The organism is Nostoc sp. DSM 114159 (assembly GCF_053470285.1).
The window spans coordinates 3,901,576-3,926,354 of the sequence record NZ_JBPFEH010000001.1; the positions used below are offsets into that span (position 1 = coordinate 3,901,576).

The 24,779-nt window shown below is 42.2% G+C and carries 25 protein-coding genes and 1 tRNA gene; 16 read left to right on the forward strand and 10 right to left on the reverse strand.

From position 1 onward, the window contains the following. Positions 1–15 precede the first annotated feature (15 nt). A complete protein-coding gene (locus ACR5KR_RS16200; protein ID WP_445631472.1) occupies positions 16–735 on the reverse strand; it encodes a hypothetical protein in 720 nt (239 codons plus the stop codon). Between the two features lie 473 nt (positions 736–1,208). On the opposite strand from ACR5KR_RS16200, the gene ACR5KR_RS16205 reads away from it, so the two are divergent. From ACR5KR_RS16205 to ACR5KR_RS16230, 6 genes are all read left to right on the forward strand, one after another. Next, positions 1,209–1,760: a GNAT family N-acetyltransferase gene (locus ACR5KR_RS16205; protein ID WP_322671979.1), complete on the forward strand. Its 552-nt coding sequence runs from the start codon at positions 1,209–1,211 to the stop codon at positions 1,758–1,760. Positions 1,761–2,246: 486 nt separating this feature from the next. Continuing rightward, positions 2,247–2,320 (forward strand) — tRNA-Pro (locus ACR5KR_RS16210). Between the two features lie 674 nt (positions 2,321–2,994). After that, positions 2,995–3,813, forward strand: a complete 819-nt coding sequence (locus tag ACR5KR_RS16215; RefSeq protein WP_448267189.1) for a Tic22 family protein — start codon at positions 2,995–2,997, stop codon at positions 3,811–3,813. Positions 3,814–3,838: 25 nt separating this feature from the next. After that, the gene (gene prmC, locus ACR5KR_RS16220) at positions 3,839–4,729 is read left to right on the forward strand and encodes a peptide chain release factor N(5)-glutamine methyltransferase (protein WP_445631470.1); all 891 of its coding nucleotides are present in this window, start codon (positions 3,839–3,841) and stop codon (positions 4,727–4,729) included. 63 nt (positions 4,730–4,792) lie between these two features. Beyond that, positions 4,793–5,395, forward strand: coding sequence for an L-threonylcarbamoyladenylate synthase (locus tag ACR5KR_RS16225; RefSeq protein WP_448267190.1), 603 nt, complete (start codon positions 4,793–4,795; stop codon positions 5,393–5,395). Between the two features lie 103 nt (positions 5,396–5,498). After that, positions 5,499–6,431 (forward strand): sensor histidine kinase, encoded by a 933-nt coding sequence (locus ACR5KR_RS16230; RefSeq protein ID WP_448267191.1) that lies wholly within the window; start codon positions 5,499–5,501, stop codon positions 6,429–6,431. Between the two features lie 102 nt (positions 6,432–6,533). Here ACR5KR_RS16230 and ACR5KR_RS16235 read toward each other — a convergent pair whose 3' ends face one another. The 5 genes from ACR5KR_RS16235 to ACR5KR_RS16255 form a co-directional block, all read right to left on the reverse strand. Beyond that, positions 6,534–7,001 (reverse strand): GNAT family N-acetyltransferase, encoded by a 468-nt coding sequence (locus tag ACR5KR_RS16235; RefSeq protein WP_445631467.1) that lies wholly within the window; start codon positions 6,999–7,001, stop codon positions 6,534–6,536. Positions 7,002–7,373: 372 nt separating this feature from the next. Then, on the reverse strand, positions 7,374–7,787 hold the full coding sequence (locus ACR5KR_RS16240) for a hypothetical protein (protein WP_445631466.1): 414 nt from the start codon (positions 7,785–7,787) through the stop codon (positions 7,374–7,376). A 72-nt stretch (positions 7,788–7,859) separates the two neighbouring features. After that, positions 7,860–8,849, reverse strand: coding sequence for a protein translocase subunit SecF (gene secF, locus ACR5KR_RS16245; protein WP_448267192.1), 990 nt, complete (start codon positions 8,847–8,849; stop codon positions 7,860–7,862). Beyond that, the gene (gene secD / locus ACR5KR_RS16250) at positions 8,846–10,258 is read right to left on the reverse strand and encodes a protein translocase subunit SecD (RefSeq protein ID WP_448267193.1); all 1,413 of its coding nucleotides are present in this window, start codon (positions 10,256–10,258) and stop codon (positions 8,846–8,848) included. Before secD ends, secF begins: the two co-directional genes overlap by 4 nt. 159 nt (positions 10,259–10,417) lie before the next feature. Then, positions 10,418–11,401: an alpha-ketoacid dehydrogenase subunit beta gene (locus ACR5KR_RS16255; RefSeq protein ID WP_322697102.1), complete on the reverse strand. Its 984-nt coding sequence runs from the start codon at positions 11,399–11,401 to the stop codon at positions 10,418–10,420. A 330-nt stretch (positions 11,402–11,731) separates the two neighbouring features. On the opposite strand from ACR5KR_RS16255, the gene ACR5KR_RS16260 reads away from it, so the two are divergent. From ACR5KR_RS16260 to ACR5KR_RS16275, 4 genes are all read left to right on the forward strand, one after another. Then, positions 11,732–11,893 (forward strand): DUF6888 family protein, encoded by a 162-nt coding sequence (locus ACR5KR_RS16260; protein ID WP_448270216.1) that lies wholly within the window; start codon positions 11,732–11,734, stop codon positions 11,891–11,893. Positions 11,894–11,901: 8 nt separating this feature from the next. Further along, the gene (locus ACR5KR_RS16265; protein ID WP_292706909.1) at positions 11,902–12,114 is read left to right on the forward strand and encodes a DUF6887 family protein; all 213 of its coding nucleotides are present in this window, start codon (positions 11,902–11,904) and stop codon (positions 12,112–12,114) included. 505 nt (positions 12,115–12,619) lie between these two features. Continuing rightward, positions 12,620–12,889, forward strand: coding sequence for an AbrB/MazE/SpoVT family DNA-binding domain-containing protein (locus ACR5KR_RS16270; RefSeq protein WP_445631462.1), 270 nt, complete (start codon positions 12,620–12,622; stop codon positions 12,887–12,889). Then, positions 12,886–13,305 carry a putative toxin-antitoxin system toxin component, PIN family gene (locus ACR5KR_RS16275; protein ID WP_448267194.1) on the forward strand — a complete coding sequence of 140 codons (420 nt, stop codon included), beginning with the start codon at positions 12,886–12,888 and terminating at the stop codon, positions 13,303–13,305. The genes ACR5KR_RS16270 and ACR5KR_RS16275 overlap by 4 nt, the downstream gene beginning before the upstream one ends. Positions 13,306–13,395: 90 nt before the next feature. On the opposite strand, the gene ACR5KR_RS16280 is transcribed toward ACR5KR_RS16275, so the two are convergent. The 4 genes from ACR5KR_RS16280 to ACR5KR_RS16295 form a co-directional block, all read right to left on the reverse strand. After that, positions 13,396–13,812, reverse strand: a complete 417-nt coding sequence (locus ACR5KR_RS16280; protein WP_445631459.1) for a type II toxin-antitoxin system VapC family toxin — start codon at positions 13,810–13,812, stop codon at positions 13,396–13,398. Beyond that, entirely contained in the window at positions 13,809–14,075 is a 267-nt protein-coding gene (locus tag ACR5KR_RS16285) for a hypothetical protein (protein WP_445631458.1), read from the reverse strand. The genes ACR5KR_RS16280 and ACR5KR_RS16285 overlap by 4 nt, the downstream gene beginning before the upstream one ends. Positions 14,076–14,248: 173 nt before the next feature. Further along, complete coding sequence (hemB, locus tag ACR5KR_RS16290) at positions 14,249–15,229, reverse strand: porphobilinogen synthase (protein WP_448267195.1); 981 nt, start codon at positions 15,227–15,229, stop codon at positions 14,249–14,251. A 541-nt stretch (positions 15,230–15,770) separates the two neighbouring features. Then, positions 15,771–16,130, reverse strand: coding sequence for a DUF4870 domain-containing protein (locus ACR5KR_RS16295; RefSeq protein ID WP_445631456.1), 360 nt, complete (start codon positions 16,128–16,130; stop codon positions 15,771–15,773). 124 nt (positions 16,131–16,254) lie between these two features. On the opposite strand from ACR5KR_RS16295, the gene prfC reads away from it, so the two are divergent. From prfC to ACR5KR_RS16325, 6 genes are all read left to right on the forward strand, one after another. Next, positions 16,255–17,883, forward strand: coding sequence for a peptide chain release factor 3 (prfC, locus tag ACR5KR_RS16300; RefSeq protein WP_445631455.1), 1,629 nt, complete (start codon positions 16,255–16,257; stop codon positions 17,881–17,883). 282 nt (positions 17,884–18,165) lie between these two features. Then, positions 18,166–20,439 carry a M48 family metalloprotease gene (locus ACR5KR_RS16305; RefSeq protein ID WP_448267196.1) on the forward strand — a complete coding sequence of 758 codons (2,274 nt, stop codon included), beginning with the start codon at positions 18,166–18,168 and terminating at the stop codon, positions 20,437–20,439. A 638-nt stretch (positions 20,440–21,077) separates the two neighbouring features. Further along, positions 21,078–21,587: an RNA recognition motif domain-containing protein gene (locus ACR5KR_RS16310; protein WP_448267197.1), complete on the forward strand. Its 510-nt coding sequence runs from the start codon at positions 21,078–21,080 to the stop codon at positions 21,585–21,587. A gap of 457 nt (positions 21,588–22,044) precedes the next feature. Next, positions 22,045–22,485, forward strand: a complete 441-nt coding sequence (locus ACR5KR_RS16315) for a SufE family protein (protein ID WP_334770680.1) — start codon at positions 22,045–22,047, stop codon at positions 22,483–22,485. 157 nt (positions 22,486–22,642) lie between these two features. Then, positions 22,643–23,551 (forward strand): alpha/beta fold hydrolase, encoded by a 909-nt coding sequence (locus ACR5KR_RS16320; protein WP_448267198.1) that lies wholly within the window; start codon positions 22,643–22,645, stop codon positions 23,549–23,551. Between the two features lie 231 nt (positions 23,552–23,782). Next, positions 23,783–24,754: a CobW family GTP-binding protein gene (locus ACR5KR_RS16325; protein WP_448267199.1), complete on the forward strand. Its 972-nt coding sequence runs from the start codon at positions 23,783–23,785 to the stop codon at positions 24,752–24,754. Positions 24,755–24,779 lie beyond the last annotated feature (25 nt).

Below are 24,779 nucleotides of genomic sequence, written 5' to 3' on the forward strand. Positions count from 1 at the left end.
AACTTTTTACTTTTTTTATTTACCCAGCAACCTCTGTCGCACTCCTTCAGCAATTTTGTGACCCAGATATTCAGGAATGAGACTTTCATTCGGCCCTAACAAGTAGAGAATTAGCCGTGTACGTCCGCGCCAAACCAGTAAATTGGCATTGACGACTAGAAGGTCTTCCTGCCAGATAGCATACATCACTTTGTAAAATAATCCTGGTTGATTATCAGCTTCAATCACTAAGGCAGGGAGATGAAATACCGGATCGACATAAAACTCAGTTTGTACCTGCTCTAAGCCAGTGTCAAGATTAAATTCTACTGCCAGCATCTCTTCTACCTCAAACCGACCTCCTAAAGCCTCGCGAATAGCGCGACAGACATTTTCTGCGGTTTTCTCGGTCAAGGCTTTACTACCACGAGATACCAACAGTTTGATAAAAACTAACATTGGCGGACGGATTTGACCGTATAGACTTAAACCGTGGATAGTCAACCCATAAGCTGCTAGTACACCAAAAATATCGCTGAGGAGAAAAGACTGGTTGCGGTAAGCAAAATGCAGGGCACTTTTGCTACCTTCCGGTTTCAGTTCAATCACAGCGCGTCTACTTTTATAGAGACGGTAGGCTAGCCGCAAATTTTGCAGTTGAATTTCACTACTGACGAATTGCTCATAAAACTGGGGAAACGCTCGATTAAAGCGCTTTAGGAGTTCCAGTGTCGAAGATTTTAAACCAGAAGCCATTGTTAAGGGTAAAACTCGCTTGCTTTCGTCATCTGGGGGCTGGGTGTTAGGGGTTAGATGTTAAGGACTGGGGACAAGGGGACAAGGGGGACAAGAGAAGAGTGTTCTCAATGTTCCATACCTTATACCCAAATCCCCTATACAATACACTCCTAAGCTAACGTGCATTTAAGCTCTATACGAGCAATTGCCACGATTAGGTTTTTTCATTTGAATGCGTGAATGCGTGAATTTTGAATTAGTTATATCCTTACCCTTTTGGTGAATTTCTCCTAGCCTTTACAACAAAATGCTAAAGTTGAAAATGATTGGTGTGAAACACGCTCTAACTGGCTGTTACCATTGCAAATCCCGAAAACAACCGAAAAACTTTGAGTGTAATAGGGTAATAAATGGGGGTAGCGATGTTAAAAGTGAATCAACACTCCTAAGAGTGGAAACCAATTCAGTTATACTACCCGAACCGCGTTGGCATGGGTTTTTGGAAAACTTGGTTTAGTACTCCTGAATCTGTAGGGACAACTAGGACAAATCTCTTTGAAGAGCATACAGCAGAAACTGCGGGCAACTCTAGCCCGAGTAGTATTAGCGAAGCTGCTTCAAAGGAGGCTCGGATCGTCTTCAGCACGGAACGAGATATTGACCTATATGAGTTAGAAGAACTCTGTGATGCAGTTGGTTGGTCGCGTCGTCCTCTAAGAAAAGTAAAAAAAGCTATTGAGCATAGTTTTCTCGTTGCTTCAATGTGGCAAGTGAGAGGAAACCAAAAGCGGCTCATTGGTTTTGCCCGTGCTACCTCAGATCACGCCTTTAATGCCACTATCTGGGATGTAGTGGTTCATCCAGACTTTCAAAGTCAAGGACTGGGCAAGGCGCTGATGAAATACGTTCTCAAAAAACTTAGGAGTGAAGAAATTAGTAATGTCACTCTCTTCGCTGACCCCCATGTTGTAGATTTCTACCGAACTATGGGGTTTATGGCCGATCCAGAAGGCATCAAAGGCATGTTCTGGTATCCTCACTAATGCTCAATCCAAATAAAACCCGATTCGCACAATAAAATCAGGTATAGTAGTACAAATCTATTATTGAAATTTGGTTTGACAAGGTTTAGCCGACGAACGCACAAGTAATATCTCTTGTATAACTAAGTCGGCAGACAAACCTTTAATCTTTATCAATCCAAATATCTAATCTAGCTAGTATTTGCAGAAGATATAAATATAACGTGAGTTCGACAGACCTCTCCCGGACAGCCTCCCTCTTTTAAAAGGCGAACGCGAGTGCGTCTGGGTAAGGAGAGGAAGGAGTAGCGAAAGTAGAGGGTTTTTGCTTTCTCTCCTGGTAGGAGAGGGGCTGGGGGAGAGGTCAAAATCGCACTCGTCGAACTCACGTTAAATATATTAGGCATGAGCAGTGTTATGTGATATGATTGCCTTAACGCTTTTGTGAAAGCGCGATCGCTTTGATGGGGAGCTAAAAAGCAAACCCAAAAAAGCGGATGAGTATAACGGGATGTAGCGCAGCTTGGTAGCGCGCCTGCTTTGGGAGCAGGATGCCGCAGGTTCAAATCCTGTCATCCCGATTTAATTAATATAGTTAACAGCTAGGGTAGTTAGTTAAGTTTTATTTACTAACATCTGCAATTTAATTAGATATTTTTACGGTGAAGACCAATTAGGCTGTTCTGTGGTTGAAGCCTAACAGACAAATTTCGTCATTCAGTAGTAAGATATTCTGAACACTGAGCTTTGTATAGATTTGAGAAGATATTAAAGCAATCGCAGATGGAACGTTGATTAAGTAATAGCGTCAACCAATATTAGAAAAAGTCGATAAAATAGCATTTATCATCTCCAAGGTTGGAGAGATGGAGAAACTTTTTGCTGTTTGAGAAGACATATAATAAGCATCTACGGCATTTCGCGGTAAATAGCGAAGCGAAACCTAGAAAAACACAACGTTAGCACAGCCAATTTGTGAAAACGATACTATAGCAACTCTAAATAGTTAGGGAACATTGGATTTTGACCGTTGAAACTCCGGGTGACGCTCCTGTGTCGCTACCGCTTGCGCTAACGGCAGTCCCTCTTTCTTGGAACAACAAGACTGGGCTGCCTCACGCTTAACACTCAACCTCAACGCGCATAATGAATTTTTCAAAACTAAAATGAATTGCTATATAACTAAAGCTAGTTGGTGCTGTGCAAATCCAACCATTTGTTTAATTTAATTGGACTATTGATGCGAGGAGCAGTCATGAAATCATTTATTCGCTTAGGCGCAACATTGGGTATAGCTGGCAGTGTATTTTTAACAGGGCTTTCAGGAATAGGCAATATACCAGGAATGGGCAATCTAGAGGCGATCGCTCTGCCACAAGATCAGGTAGTGAAAAAGCTCCAAGAAGTACCAGTATTCACGCTCACCAATCCTAAAGGCGAATTCGTAGTTCTTTCGAGAAACAACGCATCCAAGCCGATCTCGCAAGTAGGATTTTTTATTAGCAAGCAAGATGCTCAAAAATTCCTTGACAATCGGCTCAAAAAAGAAAATCCTCAGTTAGCAAGCACTCTACAGGTTAGACCTTTGTCCTTGGCAGACTACTATAAAATAGTTCAAGAAAGCAAAAAGAAATCAGATTCTGTGATTTATACTTTAGTTCCGACGCAACAGCAAGTAGCCTCGGCAACAAGTATGCTCAATCAAAGTGGTAAAAAGGTAGAGCAATTCAACGGTATTCCCTTATTTGTACCCAAATTTAAGAAAGATAATAGCTATCTGACTATTCCCCTTGCTAAAGGTAATGAGCGATACATCCCTTTCTTTTTTGAGAAAGAACAAGCAGTGGCTCTGTTAGAGGAATTCAAAAAAGCCGTGCCAAAGGAAGGAGCCAATACTGAAATTCAGGTGGTGGATTTGTACGGTGTTATGGAAGCTCTCAATAGCAGCAGCGATCCTAGTATCAATAAAATTGTTCTGTATCCATCACGGGAGTCGATCAACTTTATTCGCTCCCTGGCACCAAATCAATCACCAGCAGCCAAGCCAGCTGCTGCCCCCGCTCCGAAAAAATAACGGATATGCGCTCCAAGGTTGAGGTATGGGGGAGAAACATCTGATAGTCTCTGGTTTACAACTTTGGCAGTGGCGGAATGCAGCTCAAGAAGCAGCGATCGCCACTGATGTCCCACCAATGGAGGTAGATTGGTTGCTCCTCGAAGTTGCTGGATTAGACCGCTTGGCACTGCGTTTAGAGTCTTTTAAAAACTGGCCGCAAATTCAACTGCAATTGCCGCTAGAAGAGTTAGAGCATCTGTGGCAGAGGCGATTAAATGACCGCTTACCAGTGCAGTACATTGCCAAAGTTACACCTTGGCGTCAGTTTAAAATCGCGGTGTCGAGTGCAGTTTTGATTCCTAGACCAGAGACAGAGTGTTTAATCGATTTAGCTGAAGCATCTACTAGCAATACTTCAGGACATTGGGCGGATTTAGGGACTGGGAGTGGTGCGATCGCCATCGGATTAGCAGATGTCTTGCCAAAAGCCACAATTCATGCAGTTGATTACAGTTTAGAAGCTCTGGCGATCGCTCGAACCAACGCTGATAATTTGGGTTTTGCTGACCGGATTCAATTTTATCAAGGTTCTTGGTGGGAGCCACTGACATTCTTAAAAGGTCAGTTCAGTGGTATGGTGTCGAATCCCCCTTACATACCCACCAACACCTTACTGACTTTGCAACCAGAAGTCGTTAACCACGAACCACATCTGGCTTTGGATGGTGGCCTTGATGGCTTAGATTGCATTCGTCATTTGATCGAAATCTCCCCTAGTTATTTGCAATCGGGTGGCGTGTGGCTGATTGAGATGATGGCTGGACAAGCGGATGCAGTGCGAGAACTTTTACAAAATCAAGGTAGCTATTGTAAGATTCAAATTCACGCTGATTTAGCTGGAATTGAACGTTTTGCCCTGGCCTACAAAAGTTAGGAGTGATGAGTGATGAGTTATGAAATTCCTCACTCCTAACTTCTAACTCCTCATTTTGTAAATATGACCCAAGTTTCTTTAATAAATCTAATAGCTGGCGCACGTGCTGGTGTTTTGGTGAGCTTTCCGACGGATACTGTTCCGGCACTTGCAGCGATGCCAGAAAAAGCAGGATTAATTTTTGCGGCGAAACAACGCAGTCAAGACAAACCTTTGATTTTGATGGCGGCTAGTGCTGAAGATTTGTGGCCATATGTCAAAGGTAGTGAGAATGAATATAAAGTTTGGCAAGAAGTAGCAGATAAATATTGGCCAGGAGGGCTGACATTAGTTTTGCCAGCGAGCGAACGCTTACCAAAAGTTATGAATCCCATCGATCCAACAACAATTGGGATTCGAGTACCGAACAGTGCGATCGCTCAAACTATTTTGGCGCAAACAGGCCCTCTTGCCACCACTAGCGCCAATTTTTCTGGTCAGCCGCCTTTGCAAACAATGGCAGAAATTGAGACTCAGTTTCCTAAAGTTCTTACTTTAGCAACGACAGAATACCAGAGTGAAATACCAGGGATGGGTATACCTTCCACCGTTGCGAAATGGACAGGGATAAATTGGCAGATTTTGCGACAAGGTGCCATCGAGTTAGATTTATCGAGTGATAACTAAGTATAGGTAGTTATAATGTTGTTTTCGTGGTGTTAACAACAGAGAAATCTGAAACTTTAGTTGGCGCTGTTGTACTTAATTAGCAAGTTAATAATTGCCAGATATGAATTGGAGCAACTGGATATATCTAGGAGTAGGAATAGCACTAGGTATGGTTTTTCCTCAGTTATTTGGGCGATGGCTACGCCCAAAGCAGGCATCGCCTAATGTTTCATCTAGCTCATCCCCAGTAGCGCCATTAGCTCAACAGGATATGTCGCTAATATCACAACAGCTACAGCAAACACAGCTGGCATATTTGATGGCAAAGGAAATGAGCCAGTTTAAAGCTGGTTTTTTGGCGCGGACTACCCATGAATTGCGATCGCCTTTTAATGGTTTGATTGGCTTACATCAATTAATTTTGTCAGATTTGTGTGAAAATCCAGCTGAAGAGCGAGAATTCATTGCCCAAGCTCACGAGCGAACGCTGAAGTTGCTGAAGCTAATGGATGAAATTCTCAATGTTGCTAGAACTGAACACGGCACCAATAAATTAGATATTCAGCCTAGACCCTTAGCCCAAATTTTAGAGGAGGTTCATGACTTAACTTATATGCTGGCGGCAAATCGCAATTTTCCCTTAAAATTATTACCCCCAGACTCCGAAATTTATGTTTTGACAGATTACCTCTGGCTCCGCCAATTATTGATAAGTTTAATAGACACTGCGATTACTCAAATGGAGGAAGGCAGCATTTGTATTTCCACTAGCACTCTACCTACAAACAATTTTGTAAAAATTTGGCTAGATTTACCAACTCATGCTGTACCTTTGAGTGAGCCGATTGATTTGCTCAAATTTGAAGAGCGGTTGACTCCGATTGACCACAAAAACGCTACTCTTTCCCCAGGAATGAGACTATTAATCAATCAGACTTTGGTGGAAGTTATGGGAGGAAAGTTAGAAATCTTGCCCTCGACTATTGTCAAGGAACCACTCTTGCGTACCAGAATACAAATATCTATCCCTTTAGTGAGTAGTGCTGAGTCCTGAGTAGTAAATAGGAAATCTTGCGCCTTGACTACCCTACTACAGTTCTTATACTCAGCACGGGCTAAACCCTAGCTTTCTGCTAACAGCACTCATTGCTCGGAACTATTTCGATGATTCTTGAAGCTGAATTTCTGTAGCAGCAAGGAAAGTACGGTTAGCTTGATTGTGTAGCACCATCGTAGTGGTAGTGTTGCTTTGAAAACCAATCTTTTCGTAGAAACCCTGTTGGTAAGTAGTCATCAGGTAAACTCGCTCAACCGACTTCATACGAGGATGTCTTAAAACGGTTTCTACTAAATTGCTTCCCAAACCACTATGTTGATACTCTGGATGAATCACAACATCCCAAATTGTGGCGCGATAGATGCCATCAGATGTTGCTCTGGCAAAGCCAATGAGCCGATTGCTATTCCAGACGGAAATTACTGGCTCACTGTTGGCAATAGCGATACCTAAGTCTTCAATACTGCGTCCCTTTGCCCAGAAAGCGGAAACGTTTAACAGTTCTTGGAGTTGATAAAGGTCAATTTCAGACTTGCGATCGCTAAACTTAATCTGAAGATCGTTCATGTATGGCATCCACTTTTAGCAGTATCTTTGAGCAGACATTTAATGAAATTAAATATGCATTATTCAGAAGTCTTGTAGAGACGTAGCACTACTAAGTCTTTACATTCTTTTTCAGCAGATGTCTCGTACAATGTCTAAGCTAGCTAGTAATGAAAAGTTTGTAGTAAGCACTTGAGTGCTGAGAAAATTAAGGACTAAAGTCCTGACCCAACGGGAAAGTTAGTCGCTCATGGGGGAAACCCCCATCGCCCTTGGCGTCTCCCCTTGGGAGAAGACCGCGCTAACTCACTACAAACTTGCTTACCCATCAATTTAAACTTTGATTTCAGTCATATTTTGCTATAAATTTCTGTACGTGTAGAGCAAGAAAATTTAATGACAAACCCACTTCCATAGAGGATGAGTTGCTCCCTGTTGACGTATCCGATAAACTTGTTTTTCTAAACGTTGTTTTTCCTGCGGTGGCAGTCCAAATAGAATATTCCGACTTTGCCAAACTAAAACAGCAGCAGTCATCCCCAGACAAAAAGCGAGACCGAAGGTAGACAGTGGATGGTAGAACAATCCAAATCTCACTGCTACCCAGGTAAAATATTGTTGCCACAGAGCAATTTCTGCACGTAGACCCCACAAGGAGACAGGCGCAACAGTCAGCCATAAACAGCCCACAAACAGCCACCTGCCATATACTGTCAGCTGATGTAGCCTTTGTACTTGTTGAGCAAACGATGGGTCAGATTTCTCAAAGTCTGGGACAGTATTTAATCGTTCTTCCGGTTGATCCATAGGGGAATAAAATTGCAAGGCGTGGGTGAGCAATTAAAAATGCTTTCACCCAATTTTGAAATATACACAAGTTTAACTATCCTGGGAACTGGGAGATGTATCAATCGAATCAGCGTTGTCTAACACCTGGGATTCCCCTTGACGCTCTCGCCACCAAGTTAGAAGAGTACTGGCGATGAAAATACTCGAATAAGCCCCCATTGTGAAGCCAACAATCAAAGCCAGGGAAAAGTATTTCAGTGTTTCTCCGCCAAATAGAAAGATTGCAGATAATGTCAGTAATACGGTTAAGGTAGTGTTGATCGATCTTGTCAATGTTTGGTTAACCGCATCATCTACAATTTGGGCAATTGGCTGTTCGGGATGGATTTTCAGGGTTTCCCGAATGCGATCGTAAATTACCACTGTATCGTTGACTGAAAAACCTGTGATCGTAAGTAAAGCGACGATAAACAGGCTATCTACTTCGATGCCTGCCACCAAACCCAAAATTGAAAAAGCCCCAACTGTGATCAAGATATCGTGGAATAGGGCAACGATCGCAAACACAGCATAATCTAACTGGAAACGGAAGCTCATGTAAATAGTAATACCGATGAAGGAAACTATCAGAGCTAACATCCCAGATGTAAACAGTTCTTTTCCCAAAGTGGGGCCAACGGAGTCAATCTGGTTCTTTTGTGGATCAAAAACGCCGATTTCTTCGCTCAAAGCGTTTTGTAATTTGGTACGCTGATCGACACTCAAATCTTTTGACCGAATTAGTACACCATTTTCTACACCATTTTCTGAGACAAGTTGGATACTGCTATCACCTAGTCCCTGCGCTTTTGCTACTTCCCGGACAGCGTTGATATCGATTGGTTTGTCGCAGTTACCGGGTTTGGTGCAATCTCGGACAAACTGCAACCGCGTACCACCGATAAAATCTAAACCGGGGCGTAAGGGTGCGCGAATACTGGGTTGTTGCCAAGAAATCACCATTGAGATGATACCAGCGATGATGATAGCAGCAGAAATAGTCCACCAAAGCGATCGCGATTTATTAATACTTAGTTTCATTGAGTCACCTCTGCCTTATTCGATGCTGGCAGGTTTGGACAGAAAAGTTCTGTCTTGCGCAAAGAGTGAATTGAAATTGCCAAAAACAGCAATGTCCGACTACAGGTAATTGCAGTAAACATACTCACAGCTACCCCCAAAGCTAAGGTTAGAGCAAAACCTTTAACTAAACCAGACCCCAGCCAAAATAGGGCAGCGCAAGCAATCCATGTAGTAACGTTGCTATCTAAAATACTAGAAAATGCCCGATAAAAACCCGATTCTACAGAACGATACAGAGATTTACCTGCCCGCAATTCTTCCCGCGTCCTTTCAAAAATTAGCACATTGGCATCAACTGCCATCCCAATACTGAGAATAAAACCAGCAATTCCCGGCAAAGTTAAGGTAACGCCCAACAAAGCAAAGGTTGCCCAAGTTAAGAGAGAGTAGATCGCTAGTGATATATCCGCAATCAATCCTGGTAGTCGATAGTAAACCACCATGAATATTAATACTAAAGTCAAACCACCGACTCCAGCATAAATACTACTTTGAATGCTATCTTTACCCAAGGTAGCTCCGACTGTCCGCCTTTCTGCGATTTCTACTGGTACGGGTAATGCGCCACCACGTAACTGCACGCCTAAGTCATTGGCTTGCTGGGCGGTAAACCGTCCTGTAATCACGGCAGAACCACCTGTAATCCCAGTAGCGGCAAATTCTATACCTACAGTAGGAGCGCTGATCAGTTCATTGTCTAGAAAAACACCAATGCTACGCCCAGTACCAGCGAGATTTTTCGTCAAATTGGCAAACAGTTCACCACCCTTTTGGTCGAAGCGAATGGCAACATTCCAGTTGTTACCTTGAGTGGGTTCACCATAGGCATCCTTGAGGTATTTGCCAATTAGCGGTGGATTAGTGCTTTCAAACAATTCTGCGATCGCTTGATTATTTTTTTGTAAGTCTTCTTGATTCTTGACAATTGCCGCTTTGTCGGTACTCTTTCTTAATTCTTCTTGCTTAAATTTCAATTCGGCTCTTGATGCTTGAAAAGCAAGCAGTTGAGTTTCTGTATTCGCCTTTTGGGTACGAAATTCTAACTGTGCTGTACCCCCTAGCACCCGTTCAGCTTGTTCTGGATCGTTGACTCCTGGTAGTTGCACCAATATTTTATCTGTACCGACTGTTTGGATTACTGGCTCAGAAACACCTAAACCATTAATCCGGCCTTCGACAACTTTCTTCACACCTTCCAATTCGCGTTCGGTGATTTTGGGGATATCCGCTGATGGTTTCACCTGAATTGTGAGCTGTGAACCTCCGCGCAAGTCCAGCCCTAGAGGTATCGGAATTGTGGCAATCACCGTAATAGCGGCGATTATCAGGACTAAAATCAAAACTAATAGCGATTGCTGTCTTTGCATACCATAACTCGCAACTGACAAACGCTATAATAGCGTTCTTTTGAGGAGTTATGAGTTGGGAAATGGGGAGTGGGTAGAGACGGGATTAATCGCGTCTGTACAAAGTAGGGAGTAGGGGTTGAATTTATTCCCTATTCCCTGTTCCCTTTTCCCTTTTCTCTATACTCGCAACGCCACCATTTTTTCCACAGCTTCTACTATTTGCTCTGGTTGAATGATTGTTAGTCGTTCCAGATTGCCGTTGTAAGGTGTGGGGATATCTTGGGAAGAAAGCCGTAGTACTGGCGCATCCAATTCATCGAATAAGCGATCGTTGATTGAGGCGATGACTTCTGCTCCAATACCCGCAGTGCGCATCGATTCTTCCACAACAATGACTTTATGGGTTTTACGTATTGATGCACCAATGGTATCAAAATCTAATGGTTTGAGGGATATTAAATCGATAACTTCTGGATCGTATCCTTGTTTTTCAAGAGTTTTTAGGGCTTGCACTACATGATGGCGCATCCGGGAATAAGTAATAATTGTAACATCTTTCCCTGGACGCACAATTTCTGCTTTATCTAGGGGGAGGAGGTATTCTTCTTCTGGTAAATCTTCTTTCAAGTTGTAAAGTAAAACGTGTTCAAAGAACAACACCGGATTATCATCGCGGATAGCGGATTTCAGCAGTCCTTTAGCGTTTCTTGGTGTGGAGCAGGCAACAATCTTTAACCCTGGCACAGCTTGGAAGTAGGTTTCTAGTCGCTGGGAATGTTCTGCACCTAGCTGCCGTCCTACACCTCCAGGGCCGCGAATTACCATTGGAATTTTAAAGTTACCGCCAGAAGTATAGCGCAGCATCCCAGCGTTGTTGGATATTTGATTGAAGGCAAGCAGTAAAAAGCCCATGTTCATGCCTTCAATGATCGGACGTAACCCAGTCATTGCGGCTCCCACAGCCATCCCAGTAAAGCTATTTTCAGCGATGGGGGTATCTAGAATGCGGAGTTCGCCATATTTTTGGTACAGGTCTTTGGTAACTTTATAGGAACCGCCGTAGTGTCCAACATCTTCACCGAGAACGAATACGCTGGAGTCACGCGCCATTTCTTCATCAATGGCTTCCCGTAAGGCGTTGAAGAATAGTGTTTCTGCCATTTAGACCTTTTAGTACGATTATGGTTTTAGAATTTTATCGTGCTGCTGTCGCAAATACAGTGAGCGATCGCACTAGTTAGAGTTTAGGTTTTTTAAATAAACGGCCCCTAGCATAGAGCGAGTGATTGCCATAACTATATCAAAGCTATTTAATTTAGATTTTAGAGCTTTTATCAGCGATCGCCTCTGACTCTACCAAATGCGGCTGGTTTCTCTATGTAATAAAACGTAGAGTTATGTTTAAAATATACTCAGATATTCACGATTGAAATATACTAACTTAACTTTAATCACGTTAGAGTAAAAATTTGTTGTAGCAACAATTTAAATATCCCTACTGTAGAACAATTGAAAACGTTGTTTATCTTAAGTTTTTGGGCTACTAAAATGTATTTACCTGTGTTTTTAGTGCGAATCGATGAACGAACAAAAAATCTTGTGATTCTCGCTGGTGAAGAAAATGAAATTCTAATTTACCTAGACGGGAAGTAGAGATATGTATGAGTAAGCCAGATTTTATGACAATGCCCCGTGTCCAATTGCGTCAATATATTCTTGACCACAGAGAAGATGATGAAGCTTTTCAAACTTATCTAGATAGATTCACCTCTGAAGACGCTGTAATCTTCCCTGCACCGCAGTCAATAGATGATTTAGAAAACTTCCCAGAATTGCATCAACAAAACCTAGAAAGACTACGAAAGCAAGCTTGAGCGATCGCAACCCTCAAACCAAATTTTAACAGCGATCGCCTCCCACTCTGGCAAAGAAGGGAATTCTCTATTTATGTACTACACACTTGACAATTTACCTATCATGTAAATAGCTAACTTCAACAAATCAACCATTTTGTAGGACACGCAAGATGCGTGTCCTACAAAATTCAAATCACCAAGGATTAATTACCAGCAGCCAACTTATCCAAGAAATCGATTTTTACAGCCAGATTGGTTATATCCCAATACGGTTCAGTTAAGGTTTTTTGATAAAAATTCTAGATCGCTAAAGATGCAATAAATCACTGTCAATACGAAAGACTGATTATTGTAAAGACGGCGATTCATCGCGTCTCTTACCTTAACCGAACAGTATTAGGAGATAAGGAAGGAGAAAAAGGTCTACCTATAATTGTCTAAATACAAGCGATTCTTTATTTACACCCCAGCCAAATGCCATAAATAAAAGGATAAAATCGAATTAGACTCAAATATGAAAATTATGAACACAGCTATTATTGCCAAAGTAACGGCTGATGGAAAGCTAGAAATTCCTCCAGAAGTGTTAGCACAGCTTCAACCCTCTACTGAGTATGAAGTCTCGGTTACAGAAGATGAAATTGTGTTGAAAAAAATTACTAAACCGAATGTAAATTTAGATGAATTTCTGCAAGGCTTAGAAGATTTAGAACCCGATCCTAATCAACCCACGCTGGAAGAAATTAGTGAAATTGTCAAGGATGTCAGACAAGAGTTATGGTCTAACCCATGAGAGTTATCCTTGATGTAAATGTTTGGATTTCAGCTTTGTTGTGGGGAGGTGTTCCTGGTAAAACCTTGCGTTTAGCAAGAAATCAACAAATTAATATATTTGCTTCTGAATTTTTATTATTAGAACTAGAAACAACTTTAAAACGTGATAAATTTCAACTGCGACTACAACAAAGAGGTTATACGGTTGAGGATTTGATTTCTGTAGTCAAGGGTTTATCAAATGATTGTCCAACTGTCTCTGTAGATGCTCCTCAATTACGCGATCCAAAAGATAATTTAGTTTTGGCTGCGGCTGTTGCGGCAAATGCTGAAGCAATTGTTACTGGTGATTTAGATTTATTGGTGTTGATAGAATTTAACGGAATTCCAATTTTAACTCCGCAAGATTTTTTAAGTCGTTATTTTTTAGATTAAGTTTTATCATTGTTGTCTGAAGGTGTCTCCTGATATGTCATATAGTGATTTTACTTTTGAAAAAATTATAATTAAGTAGCCATCGCATCCCTAAAACACCCGCTCAAAAGGTTTTTTCCGATAACATCGATAAATATTAAAATCACTATCCAAAGTAGCGATCGCAGCAATATCCAAACGCTCTGAAATAACAATCAAGGATAAATCTGCAAAATCCCCTGGTAAATCTCTGTACTGAGTATTCAACTCAGCAATGCGCGAAAAATCTTGTGGTAATAGTTGCTCACACTCGTAGAGTTGTTTAGCAACATCTAGAAGAAACTCGTTTTGTGTACGCCAATCAAAGTTAAGCAACCACACCACTTCTGCAATACAAATGGGCGTAGTTACCAGCCTAGAAGTACAGTTTTCAAAGAAGCGACGCACCTGTTGGTGATACCGATCTCTGGCGCTGTAGTACGCAAACAAAAACCCGCTATCCGCGAGTATAAGCGGATAATAGGTCATGAATGCCGCTTGTTGAGATATTGAGCGATCGCTTTTTTACGGTTTGAGCGTTCTGATAAATCCGTTGGTGCATCTTGTAGCAGATGTTCAGGGTGTCCACCCCGCCTCTCTACCAAAGTTTTACCCGCTTGTAAGGTTAGCCAGCGTTCAGCAATCAAGCGTCGGATTAACTCGCTCTTGTCTGTTTGCTCGTGAGCTAAAATATCGGCTAGCTGCCGTTCTGTTTCTTCATCCAGCCTGACACTGAGCATAACTTTTATCATCTTTGCAATACACGTATGACAAGTATAACGTGGATTAGTTAAATTTTGTTTGAATTTCGCACCAGCCAAACCCAAAATATAAAGAATCTCACGCCCAAACACCAAAACACAACTCTGCGTCTTCGCGCCTCTGCGTGAGATTTCCCACTAAATTAGTATTCAATATGCCTAGCCTACTTTAACCATCTCGCTGCATCTTTGGCATGATAAGTCAAAATCAAATCTGCACCAGCGCGTTTAAACCCAGTTAAAGTTTCCAAAACCACCCGTTCTTCATCAATCCAACCATTGAGAGCCGCAGCTTTCACCATTGCATACTCACCAGAAACATTGTAAGCCGCAACTGGCAAGTTACTTGCTTCTTTGACGCGCCAAATAATATCCATATATGCCAAGGCTGGCTTAACCATCAGCATATCAGCACCTTCAGCGATATCTAATTCAATCTCTTTAATCGCTTCGCGGGCGTTACCTGGGTCCATTTGATAAGTTCTTCTGTCCCCAAATTGTGGTGTCGAGTCTGCTGCATCCCGAAATGGGCCATAATAACCCGAAGCATACTTAGCAGCATAAGATAAAATCGGCGTATCTTGAAATCCGGCTTCATCCAAACCCTGACGAATTGCCTGCACAAACCCATCCATCATTCCTGAAGGCGCGATGATATCAGCACCTGCTTTTGCTTGGGAAACTGCCGTTTTCTTCAACAATTCCAAAGTTGGGTCATTTAAAACTCGTCCTGTTAAATCACCAGTTTGTAAATAACCACAATGACCGTGACTAGTATATTCACATAAACAAGTATCAGCAATTACAACCAAATCTGGCACTGCTGCTTTTACCGCCGTCGCCGCTTTTTGGACAATACCGCAATCATGCCAAGCGCCAGTGGCATCCACATCTTTATCAGCCGGAATACCAAATAGAATAATCGAAGGAATTCCTAAGTCGTAAACTTCTTTTGCTTCTTCAATAATTTTATCTACCGAAAGTTGGTAGACTCCGGGCATGGATTTCACTTCATTAGCGATTGCCTCACCCGGTACAGCAAATAGTGGGTAAATTAAATCGCTTGTTGTTAAAACAGTTTCACGAACCATCCGGCGCAGTTGAGGATGAGTACGCAGACGACGGGGGCGATGTATAGGAAACATAAAATTTTATCAAGAAAAACAACCCAAATAGACACAAAACAAAGCGTCACAAAAGCAGGCTAAAATTTTCCTGCCGTCAGACAGACTACAAACAGTGCTTAACCGTCCTTGGCCCTACTCTTAATCAAGTTGTAGGGCAATTTTGTATTCTACAGCTTGGTTGCACCTATCCGACGGACTGGAAAAAAAACAACATTATGAAGAAATTCAAAATTTAAAATGATAAGACTGTCTGTTGGCAAAATTGTGGGGAATTGAGGGTTGAGATTTAAAAGCAAAGGGGAGGCAGCGCGGTCTTCTCCCATTCGTGAGAGGCTAGCGCCTTTCCTTTGGAACGCTACGCGAACGCAAAGCGTCTCGTAGAAAAGGGGGTTTCCTCCATGAGTGACTGCCGACGCAAAGGTAAACGCAGAGGCACGCAGAGAATTCGCTACAAATTAATGAAATGTTGTAATTGATAACAAATAATTTACAATGCCCAATGCCCAATACTTCGACTACGCTCAGTACAAGTGCCCAATGCCCATACCCATAATCTATGCTAAAAAACTCGGAAAATATAAGGATAACGGAAGGGTATATCAGGATTGTTGAAAACTCTAATGAGCGCCCAAATTGTTAATCCCCAATGTAATAGATATCCCAGACCGGCTAGTGGCCCCAGCAATAATAGAGGTAATACTAACCAACCGAATAGAAAAAACAGCGCTCCCAGAATTGCACCATAAAACCAGACATTAAAGTGGAAATTGATGGATTCTTTGGCGTTTTCTTTAACAACAGGATCGTCAGATACGAGCAGTATGGCGATAGGTATGCCTACAGATACCAATGTTGTGCTGAAAAAAATCGCTCCATGAGACAAGGCAGATAGAAGCTTTCGCTTGTCTGTGTCGTACATTGCTTTCTCCTATTTAGTCAGATTGTTGGTTATACTACGACCCTATCATGAGCATCGTTGTCTTAAGATTAAAAGACTTGCCAGAGTCAAAAAAAATTAAGCTAGCTTTCAAACAAATACATTTATGTCTACTGAACTTCAGTCTGAACTTATTCAAGCAGTCGAACTTCGCCGCAACTTTGCGATTATATCTCACCCGGATGCTGGTAAAACTACACTAACTGAAAAGCTACTCCTGTACGGGGGTGCAATTCACGAAGCTGGGGCCGTTAAGGCGCGACGGGCACAGCGAAAGGCTACTTCTGACTGGATGGCGATGGAGCAACAACGAGGTATTTCTATTACTTCCACAGTGTTGCAATTTGAATACCAGAATTGTCAAATCAATTTATTAGACACTCCCGGACACCAAGATTTCAGTGAAGATACTTATCGTACCCTCGCTGCTGCCGACAATGCAGTGATGTTAATTGATGCGGCAAAAGGTTTGGAACCTCAAACCCGTAAATTGTTTGAAGTGTGTAAGTTGCGGGGTATCCCAATTTTTACATTTATCAACAAGCTCGATCGCCCAGGAAGGGAACCTCTGGAATTGTTGGATGAAATTGAGCAAGAATTGGGATTGCAAACCTATGCGGTAAACTGGCCAATTGGGATGGGCGATCGCTTTAAAGGTGTTTTTGACCGACACAAACAACAAATACACCTGTTTGAACGCAGCGCCCACGGCAGCCGAGAAGCCCGCGATACAATAGTGGAATTAGGCGATCCGAGAATAGAAGAACAGCTAGAACAAAACCTGTACTACCAACTGAAAAACGATCTAGAACTGTTAGAAGGAGTTGGCCCAGAGCTAGATTTACAGTTGATACACGAAGGCAAAATGACGCCTGTGTTCTTTGGTAGCGCCATGACTAACTTCGGGGTCGAGTTATTCCTCAAGTATTTCCTCGACTATGCCCTCAAACCCGGTTCTCATATCAGCAGTGTTGGCGAAGTTCCCCCTACATACCCGGAATTTTCGGGGTTTGTCTTTAAACTGCAAGCGAATATGGACCCGAAACACCGCGATCGCGTCGCATTTATCCGGGTTTGCACTGGTAAGTTTGAAAAAGATATGATGGTGAATCACGCCCGCATTGGTAAACTCATCCGTCTATCTCGCCCGCAAAAACTCTTTGCTCAAGAGCGAGAATCGATTGATGTGGCTTATCCTGGCGATGTGATCGGTTTGAATAATCCTGGTGTTTTTGCGATCGGGGATACAATTTACACGGGACAAAAGCTCGAATATGAGGGGATTCCGTATTTCTCGCCGGAACTGTTTGCATCTTTGAGGAATCCCAACCCCTCGAAATCTAAACAATTCCAAAAAGGCGTTGCGGAATTGCGAGAAGAAGGTGCTGTGCAAATTATGTATTCAACTGATGAAGCCAAGCGCGATCCAATTTTGGCGGCGGTGGGTCAGTTGCAATTCGAGGTGGTACAGTTTCGCTTACAAAATGAGTATGGTGTAGAAACCATATTAGATTTATTGCCCTACAGTGTCGCCCGTTGGGTTGAGGGTGGTTGGGAAGCATTAGAAAAAGTGGGACGAATATTCAATACCACTACAGTTAAAGACAGTATGGGACGACCAGTGTTGCTATTCCGTAATGAATGGAATTGTCAACAGTTATTGGGCGACCATCCAGAGTTAAAATTAAGCGCGATCGCTCCAGTATTTTCTAGTCAACAACCAGTGGAGAAATAATTCACTACGAATTTTAGATTTTAGATTTTAGATTTTAGATTTTAAATTTTAGATTTTTTTGTTCATGCCTTGCCCCTAGTGGGTAGAACAAATCTAAAATCCTTAATTTAAAATCCTTGAGCCAAGTAACCTTGTGGTCAGGCTCAATCCAAAATCCAAAATCCAAAATCCAAAATTAGTTGACAAGCAAAACTTGAGCGCGGTTGATTTCCACGGCATCCGAGGTTCGCGCTTTTGCCCAAACGTGGATCGTTTAGAAGAGATTGGAGTGCCAGAATTTGTATGCCTTCACATGCCAAACCGTCTTTGGAGGCTGGTTTAGTTGCCCTCAAGCAGGGAAATTACCAAACAGCGATCGCTCAACTAGAACCTATTGCTAGCAGCCAAAATAATGGGACTGCTAGCTTACAAGCTCAGGTTGGTTTAGTGATGGCTTATGCTCGCACTGGCGAAGTTTCCAAAGCGATCGCTATTTCCCAGAATCTCATTGAGAGTAACAATCCGCAAGTTCAAGAGTGGGCAACACGCGCTCTCGAACATCTGACAAAACGTAAAAAATCCGATCGAGAATCAAAAAAAGTCGAAACTGGATTTGTTCCCTTTGAGAATTCAACACCAGATTCAACCCCCATTACTCCCCCGGAAACTCCTACATCAGAGGAAAAACCAAACGATCGAGTCATAGAAACCAAAAGTGACGACATCCCGCCGATGGTGCCACTAGCTAGACTCAAAGCTACATTAGCGACACCGCCACCACCGCCACCATCGGCTACACCCCTAAGCGGCTTCATGGGTTCTGTTACCCGCACTCAAGCCAAATTATTCGGCGTTATTTATTGGCGGCAAGCACAACGCGCCAAAGCATGGCAACCACTACGTAAACCAAAATTAATTCCCTTGCGGCTACTGTCTGCAGGGACATTCATCGCCCTGTTTTGGACGATCCGAGAAATCCTCAAATTCGCATTGGGATTAATCAACCAGACTTTAGTCAAACTACCTTATCTGGAGCCGATACAGCTTTTATACGAAGATCCTACCCAACTGTTGCTGATCGCATTGGTGATTTTAATCGGAGTATCACCTTGGTTGCTGGATCTGCTACTGGCGAACTTGTATGGTCAGCGAGAATTTCCGAAAGATGTATTGAATACTCATAGCCGCGAAGCCGTTCGGGTGCTACAACGTTGTTGCCAACAGCGGCACTGGCCGTTACCCAAACTGCGAATTTTACCAACGGCTGCACCAATTATTCTGACTTATGGTAGTTTACCACGTAATGCCAGGATTGTTGTGAGTCAAGGGCTATTAGAGCAGCTAGCAGATGATGAAATCGCCATTATTTACGCCACGCAGCTCGGGCATATAGCTCACTGGGATTTTGCTGTAATGTCTTTGTTGCTGCTGGTGACACTACCAACTCATAAGCTATATCAGCAAGTGTCGGAGTTGGGAGACAAAATATCAGCGAAAATTTGGCGCTGGCCAGTGACAATTCTGGCAAGTCTAATTTATGGAATTTGGTGTTTGCTGACTGGGACTGCATTGTGGTTGTCGCGGTTGCGGCTTTATTATAGCGATCGCGTCGCCGCTGAAATTACTGGTAATCCCAATGCTCTGATTCGCGCTTTACTCAAAATTGCCATTGGCATTGCCGCTGACATCCAAAAACAAGAACACACCAGTTGGCAACTAGAAAGCTTAAATCTGCTGACACCAGTTAGCTACCAACAGAGTTTATCTTTGGGCACTATTGCCAGTAATCTATCTTTTGAATCCTTTTTGAAGTGGGATACCGCCAATCCTTATCGCCGATGGTTTACGATTAATAATAGCCATCCTTTAATGGGCGATCGCCTCGAACGCCTCTGCCAAATAGCCCGTCACTGGCATCTAGACACCGAACTACATTTTGATAGCGTTCCATCAAAGGTTAAGCGTCAGTCTTTTCTATTACAAGTCGCTCCCTGGTTGGGAATTCCTCTAGGGCTTTTGTTTGCAGCTTTCGTCTGGCTAACCTGGCAACTAGCATTCACACTCAAGTTTTTAAATCTAAAGTGGATATATGAAGATTGGTCTTTCATTACAGGCTGCCTTCTGATTGGCTTTAGCATCGGTACTGTGATGCGGATTAATTCTTTCTTCCCCGATATTAAACCTGCCACCGTACAAACTGACGACAGCTTACCCAACCTGTTAGCTGACCCTTCTGCCTTACCTATTGATAGCGTCAGCGTGCGTCTTGTAGGTAAATTATTAGGTCGTCAAGGTACTAGTAACACCCTAGCGCAAGATTTAATCTTGCAATCCAGCGCAGGTTTGGTGAAATTGCACCACATTTCTTGGCTAGGACAGTCAGTCAATCATCAGGATCTAATCGGGCGGCAAATTATCGTCACAGGTTGGTTCAGACGAGGAGCAACACCTTGGATCGATATCCAAACCCTAGAAACTCAAAGTGGTAAAACCATTCATAGCCCGCATCCCATTTGGTCTACTTTTTTGGCTGTTGCAGCACAGGCTTGGGGCGCATACGTCTTTCTAACTGGTTAGTCATTGGGCATTGACAAAGGACAAAGGACAAAGGACAAAGGACAAATCGGAATGTAAAGAAAAGTTGCAGGTTTCCTTAACAAATGTTACATTTATTTACACAAACAAAAGCAACCGACATAACTCAGCATCACCGCTTAGTTGTGGATTTAGGTGCTTTTTCCCCGCTCTATACCTTTTATCCTCCCAACACAGCAGCAAATTAACCAGCCACTGGCTGGTTTTTGTTTCAAAATATGCTCACTTGCATAAAAAAATGTGTTTTATGTTACGATCTAGTAATAGTAATGCTGAAAATGTAGGCGCTAAACTAGCTACGTAGAAAATACCGTGGTAATGTAAGGAATGGTATTTGATTCTGCGAAAAAGGGCATAGAAGAAAGCGGGTACTTTAGCAGGCAATAGGCTATTAAATTTACAATTCTTAGAATTAAGGTGTTATTAGCTCACCATTAGTGTGAGCCTTTGGATTAAACAAGCTTGATCCCGACGAAAAACTGTATTGTTGTATAGGTTGACAGTTTCGAGCAAAAAAATTGGTTTATGGCAGTCTTGGTCAATAGCATCTATTTAAAAGCCAAAGCTAAATGATTGTTTTCTTGCCTTGCCATGTTCATTCAACTCTGGAGGTATAGTTCATGTCCGTTCGCCTATATATAGGTAATTTGCCTAAAGATGAAATAGATCGTCAAGATCTGCAAGCCGTTTTTGCAGCAGAAGGTGATGCTGTAACTACTAAATTAATTAAAGACCGCAAAACTGGCAAATGCCGTGGTTTCGGTTTTCTTACAGTCAATAATGACGAACAAGCTGACGAAATTATTGAAAAGTATAATGGTCAGATGTTCAAAGACACTCCCATTAAGCTAGAGAAGGCATTACCTCGGACAAAGGGTGAAGAGGGCGACGAGCAAGCTCCTAAACCAGTTATTGCTAGTACTAGTAATAGTACCCCAACTCCTAGCCCCAACAGAGAAGGTAGCCGTCGTGAGAAAAGCTCTAAGAAGCCTCGTCGTGGCGGCGGTGGCGGAGGTTCTCGCGAAAGCAGCACTACAACCACCGATTCAGACGCTATTCGTCCAGATCCTCGTTGGGCTTCGGAATTAGAAAAGCTGAAGCAGATGTTAGCTGCACAAACTACAAATTAATCCTCAAGGGAGAGAAATTAAAAATTAAAAATCAGAATTTTTTTTGGTTTTTAATTTTTAATTATTGTTGATAGTTATCTAGCTGCTTGGTTAAATCTACTTGCAGCTAATTTTGTAAGTGCGTAAGCATAGCATTGTCGAATCGTGGAGAATTGAGGGTTGAAATTTCAAGGCAGAGGGACGCAAAGGTAAGCGCAGTAGATTCGCAGACAATATGCTACGAAGTTATATAGTTTTCTATTTAGAATAAAATTAAGTTTTTGTAATTAGAGGCATTGAAAAACCTGGACGATGGGGATGCGATACCTAGCTTGGGCTGCGACTACGCAGTAATTAGCTGGATTTGATAAATTAGAGTCAGTAATGGCAAGCTTGATAATGCCAAGAGAACCAGAGGCGCGATTGCTCTAAAGATAATCTACACTCAAGGAGATACCGATCGTTTTCAGCTTCTGTTATGTCCTCAACTCTAGATTCTTTGCCACCTGCACTCGCTAAAATTGTCCAGCGCTTTCAACGCGCTTCCGAACCGAAGCGACGCTACGAACAGCTAATCTGGTATGCTCAGAAGCTCAATGAGTTCCCAGAAGCTGATAAATTACCCGAAAACAAAGTTCCTGGTTGTGTGTCTCAAGTTTATATCACCGCAGCCTTGGATGATGGTAAGGTTGTATTTCAGGGCGATTCCGATTCTCAGTTAACCAAAGGATTAGTCGGGCTTCTGGTAGAGGGATTACATGGACTAACGCCAACTGAGATTGTTCAACTTACTCCAGATTTTATTCAAGAAACAGGTTTAAATGTTAGCCTGACACCTTCCCGTGCGAATGGATTTTACAATATTTTTAAAACCATGCAAAAAAAAGCATTGGAATGTAAGTTAGATTTGCCTAGCTAAACTTGGTTATTGGTCATTAGTCATTGGTCATTGGTCATTGGTCATTAGTCATTAGTCATTAGTTATTGGTTATCAACAAAGGACAAAAGACAAAGGACAAAGGACAAAGGACAAATGACAAAGGACAAATAAGGTACAACTACCAAAATTTAGTGTCATGTCAACCAATCTATTATCTACCTCTGCTGCTACTGGTTTTGGTGGAGTAGTTCAAGAATATCTCTGGAACTGGGAAAATCAGGAATTGCGCGTTGTTTATGAAACCCTCGGGAAAGGTTCACCGCTATTGCTACTACCAGCTTTCAGCAGTGTTTCGACGCGTTTGGAAGTCGGCGAACTTGCCAAGTTACTAGCTCCCAATTTTCAAGTTGTAGCCTTAGACTGGCCGGGATTTGGTGAATCTTCTCGCCCTAGTTTGAATTATCGACCAGAAATTTATCAGCAATTTCTGGAAGATTTTGTCAAAGCTGTTTTTAATACTCCTGTTACTGTGGTGGCGGCTGGTCATGCTGCTACATACGTTTTACAATTAGCTGTCAAGCAGGCTGCTTTCTCAAAAATTGTATTGTTGGCTCCTACTTGGCGTGGGCCTTTACCAACAATGGGGGCAAGTCAACAGATAGCTGGCGTTGTGAGACAATTGGTGCGATCGCCTATACTTGGTCAAGCTCTCTACAAACTCAACACTACTCAATCTTTCTTAAGTTTCATGTACCGCCGTCATGTCTTTACTGACGCGGCTAAAATTACACCCAGTTTCATTGAGAAAAAGTGGCACACCACTCAACAACCAGGAGCGCGATTTGCTTCTGCTGCCTTTGTAACTGGTAATCTCGATGCTGTACGCGAACAATCTGATTTTTTAGAAATTGTACAGTCTTTAACCGTACCCTTGATGGTAGTAATTGGGGAATCTAGCCCCCCAAAATCACGAGAAGAAATGAACGCTTTGGTAGCCTTACCAGGAGTGAAAAGCGTTGTCATTCCCGGTTCTTTGGGACTGCATGAAGAATACCCAGCAGTTGTTTTAGAAGCAGTTCAAGATTTTTTGTTATCTCAGAAATAATTAACCAGAGATGAACATAGATCCCATTTTAGGGGCGTACAGATGTGCGCCCCTAATTATTCAAATGAGAATCGCCATATTATAGATGGATAAAAATAAAATATTTCTTGATTAAATTATGTAATTATTTTTCTGAAGCCCAAAATAATAGCAAGTTCGCAGAAAAATATAAAAAGATTTATCATAGGCGATAATGATTATCCATAAGGTGAGATAAGGGGAATTTAGAGTATGGTGGCTGACGTAATCAACAATTCAGTTCCCGTTACTGTTCTTACAGGCTATTTGGGAGCAGGTAAAACGACTCTACTCAATCACATCCTCACCTACGAACACGGCAAAAAAGTTGCTGTGATTGTTAATGAATTTGGGGAAGTGGGTATTGATAATCAATTGATTATCGATGCAGATGAAGAAATTTTTGAAATGAATAATGGCTGTATCTGTTGTACAGTGCGCGGCGATTTAATTCGCATCATTGGCAATTTGATGAAGCGGCGCGATAAATTTGACCATTTAGTAATTGAAACAACTGGATTAGCCGATCCAGCACCAGTAATTCAGACTTTTTTTGTTGATGAAGATTTGCAAAGCCAACTGTCTTTAGATGCGGTGGTGACAGTGGTCGATGCCAAACATATTTGGCAGCATTGGGATGCAGACGAAGCACAAGAACAGATTGCTTTTGCCGATGTAATTTTACTTAATAAAACAGATTTGGTAGCGCCAGAAGAGTTGAATGAATTAGAAAAACGGATTCGGGCAATGAATGCGATCGCAAAAATCTACCGTACCCAAAATTCTGAACTCGGAATGGATGCTTTGTTAGGTGTAAAAGCCTTTGATTTAGAACGCGCATTAGAAATCGATCCAGATTTCTTAGGCGAAGATGCCCACGTACACGATGAAACTGTTTATTCTGTGGCTCTAGTAGAAGCAGGTGCAGTTGATGGAGAAAAATTAAACGCTTGGCTTTCCGAGTTACTGCGTACTCAAGGCCCAGATATCTTTCGGATGAAAGGCATTTTAAATATTGCTGGAGAAGATAATCGATTTGTATTCCAAGGAGTACACATGATCTTTGATGGCAAACCCGATCGCCCTTGGAAACCAAACGAAACCCACAAAAATGAACTAGTTTTCATCGGTCGCAATCTTGATGCAGCCAAACTCAAGGAAGATTTTCTCGCCTGTCTAGCATAAAAAAAGTTAGGAGTTATGAGTGATG

Coding starts and splice junctions, on each gene's coding strand:
- ACR5KR_RS16200 (WP_445631472.1), bottom strand. CDS start 735: ATGGCTTCTGGTTTAAAATCTTCGACACTGGAACTCCTAAAGCGCTTT.
- ACR5KR_RS16205 (WP_322671979.1), top strand. CDS start 1,209: ATGGGTTTTTGGAAAACTTGGTTTAGTACTCCTGAATCTGTAGGGACA.
- ACR5KR_RS16215 (WP_448267189.1), top strand. CDS start 2,995: ATGAAATCATTTATTCGCTTAGGCGCAACATTGGGTATAGCTGGCAGT.
- prmC (WP_445631470.1), top strand. CDS start 3,839: ATGGGGGAGAAACATCTGATAGTCTCTGGTTTACAACTTTGGCAGTGG.
- ACR5KR_RS16225 (WP_448267190.1), top strand. CDS start 4,793: ATGACCCAAGTTTCTTTAATAAATCTAATAGCTGGCGCACGTGCTGGT.
- ACR5KR_RS16230 (WP_448267191.1), top strand. CDS start 5,499: ATGAATTGGAGCAACTGGATATATCTAGGAGTAGGAATAGCACTAGGT.
- ACR5KR_RS16235 (WP_445631467.1), bottom strand. CDS start 7,001: ATGAACGATCTTCAGATTAAGTTTAGCGATCGCAAGTCTGAAATTGAC.
- ACR5KR_RS16240 (WP_445631466.1), bottom strand. CDS start 7,787: ATGGATCAACCGGAAGAACGATTAAATACTGTCCCAGACTTTGAGAAA.
- secF (WP_448267192.1), bottom strand. CDS start 8,849: ATGAAACTAAGTATTAATAAATCGCGATCGCTTTGGTGGACTATTTCT.
- secD (WP_448267193.1), bottom strand. CDS start 10,258: ATGCAAAGACAGCAATCGCTATTAGTTTTGATTTTAGTCCTGATAATC.
- ACR5KR_RS16255 (WP_322697102.1), bottom strand. CDS start 11,401: ATGGCAGAAACACTATTCTTCAACGCCTTACGGGAAGCCATTGATGAA.
- ACR5KR_RS16265 (WP_292706909.1), top strand. CDS start 11,902: ATGAGTAAGCCAGATTTTATGACAATGCCCCGTGTCCAATTGCGTCAA.
- ACR5KR_RS16270 (WP_445631462.1), top strand. CDS start 12,620: ATGAACACAGCTATTATTGCCAAAGTAACGGCTGATGGAAAGCTAGAA.
- ACR5KR_RS16275 (WP_448267194.1), top strand. CDS start 12,886: ATGAGAGTTATCCTTGATGTAAATGTTTGGATTTCAGCTTTGTTGTGG.
- ACR5KR_RS16280 (WP_445631459.1), bottom strand. CDS start 13,812: ATGACCTATTATCCGCTTATACTCGCGGATAGCGGGTTTTTGTTTGCG.
- ACR5KR_RS16285 (WP_445631458.1), bottom strand. CDS start 14,075: ATGATAAAAGTTATGCTCAGTGTCAGGCTGGATGAAGAAACAGAACGG.
- hemB (WP_448267195.1), bottom strand. CDS start 15,229: ATGTTTCCTATACATCGCCCCCGTCGTCTGCGTACTCATCCTCAACTG.
- ACR5KR_RS16295 (WP_445631456.1), bottom strand. CDS start 16,130: ATGTACGACACAGACAAGCGAAAGCTTCTATCTGCCTTGTCTCATGGA.
- prfC (WP_445631455.1), top strand. CDS start 16,255: ATGTCTACTGAACTTCAGTCTGAACTTATTCAAGCAGTCGAACTTCGC.
- ACR5KR_RS16305 (WP_448267196.1), top strand. CDS start 18,166: ATGCCTTCACATGCCAAACCGTCTTTGGAGGCTGGTTTAGTTGCCCTC.
- ACR5KR_RS16310 (WP_448267197.1), top strand. CDS start 21,078: ATGTCCGTTCGCCTATATATAGGTAATTTGCCTAAAGATGAAATAGAT.
- ACR5KR_RS16315 (WP_334770680.1), top strand. CDS start 22,045: ATGTCCTCAACTCTAGATTCTTTGCCACCTGCACTCGCTAAAATTGTC.
- ACR5KR_RS16320 (WP_448267198.1), top strand. CDS start 22,643: ATGTCAACCAATCTATTATCTACCTCTGCTGCTACTGGTTTTGGTGGA.
- ACR5KR_RS16325 (WP_448267199.1), top strand. CDS start 23,783: ATGGTGGCTGACGTAATCAACAATTCAGTTCCCGTTACTGTTCTTACA.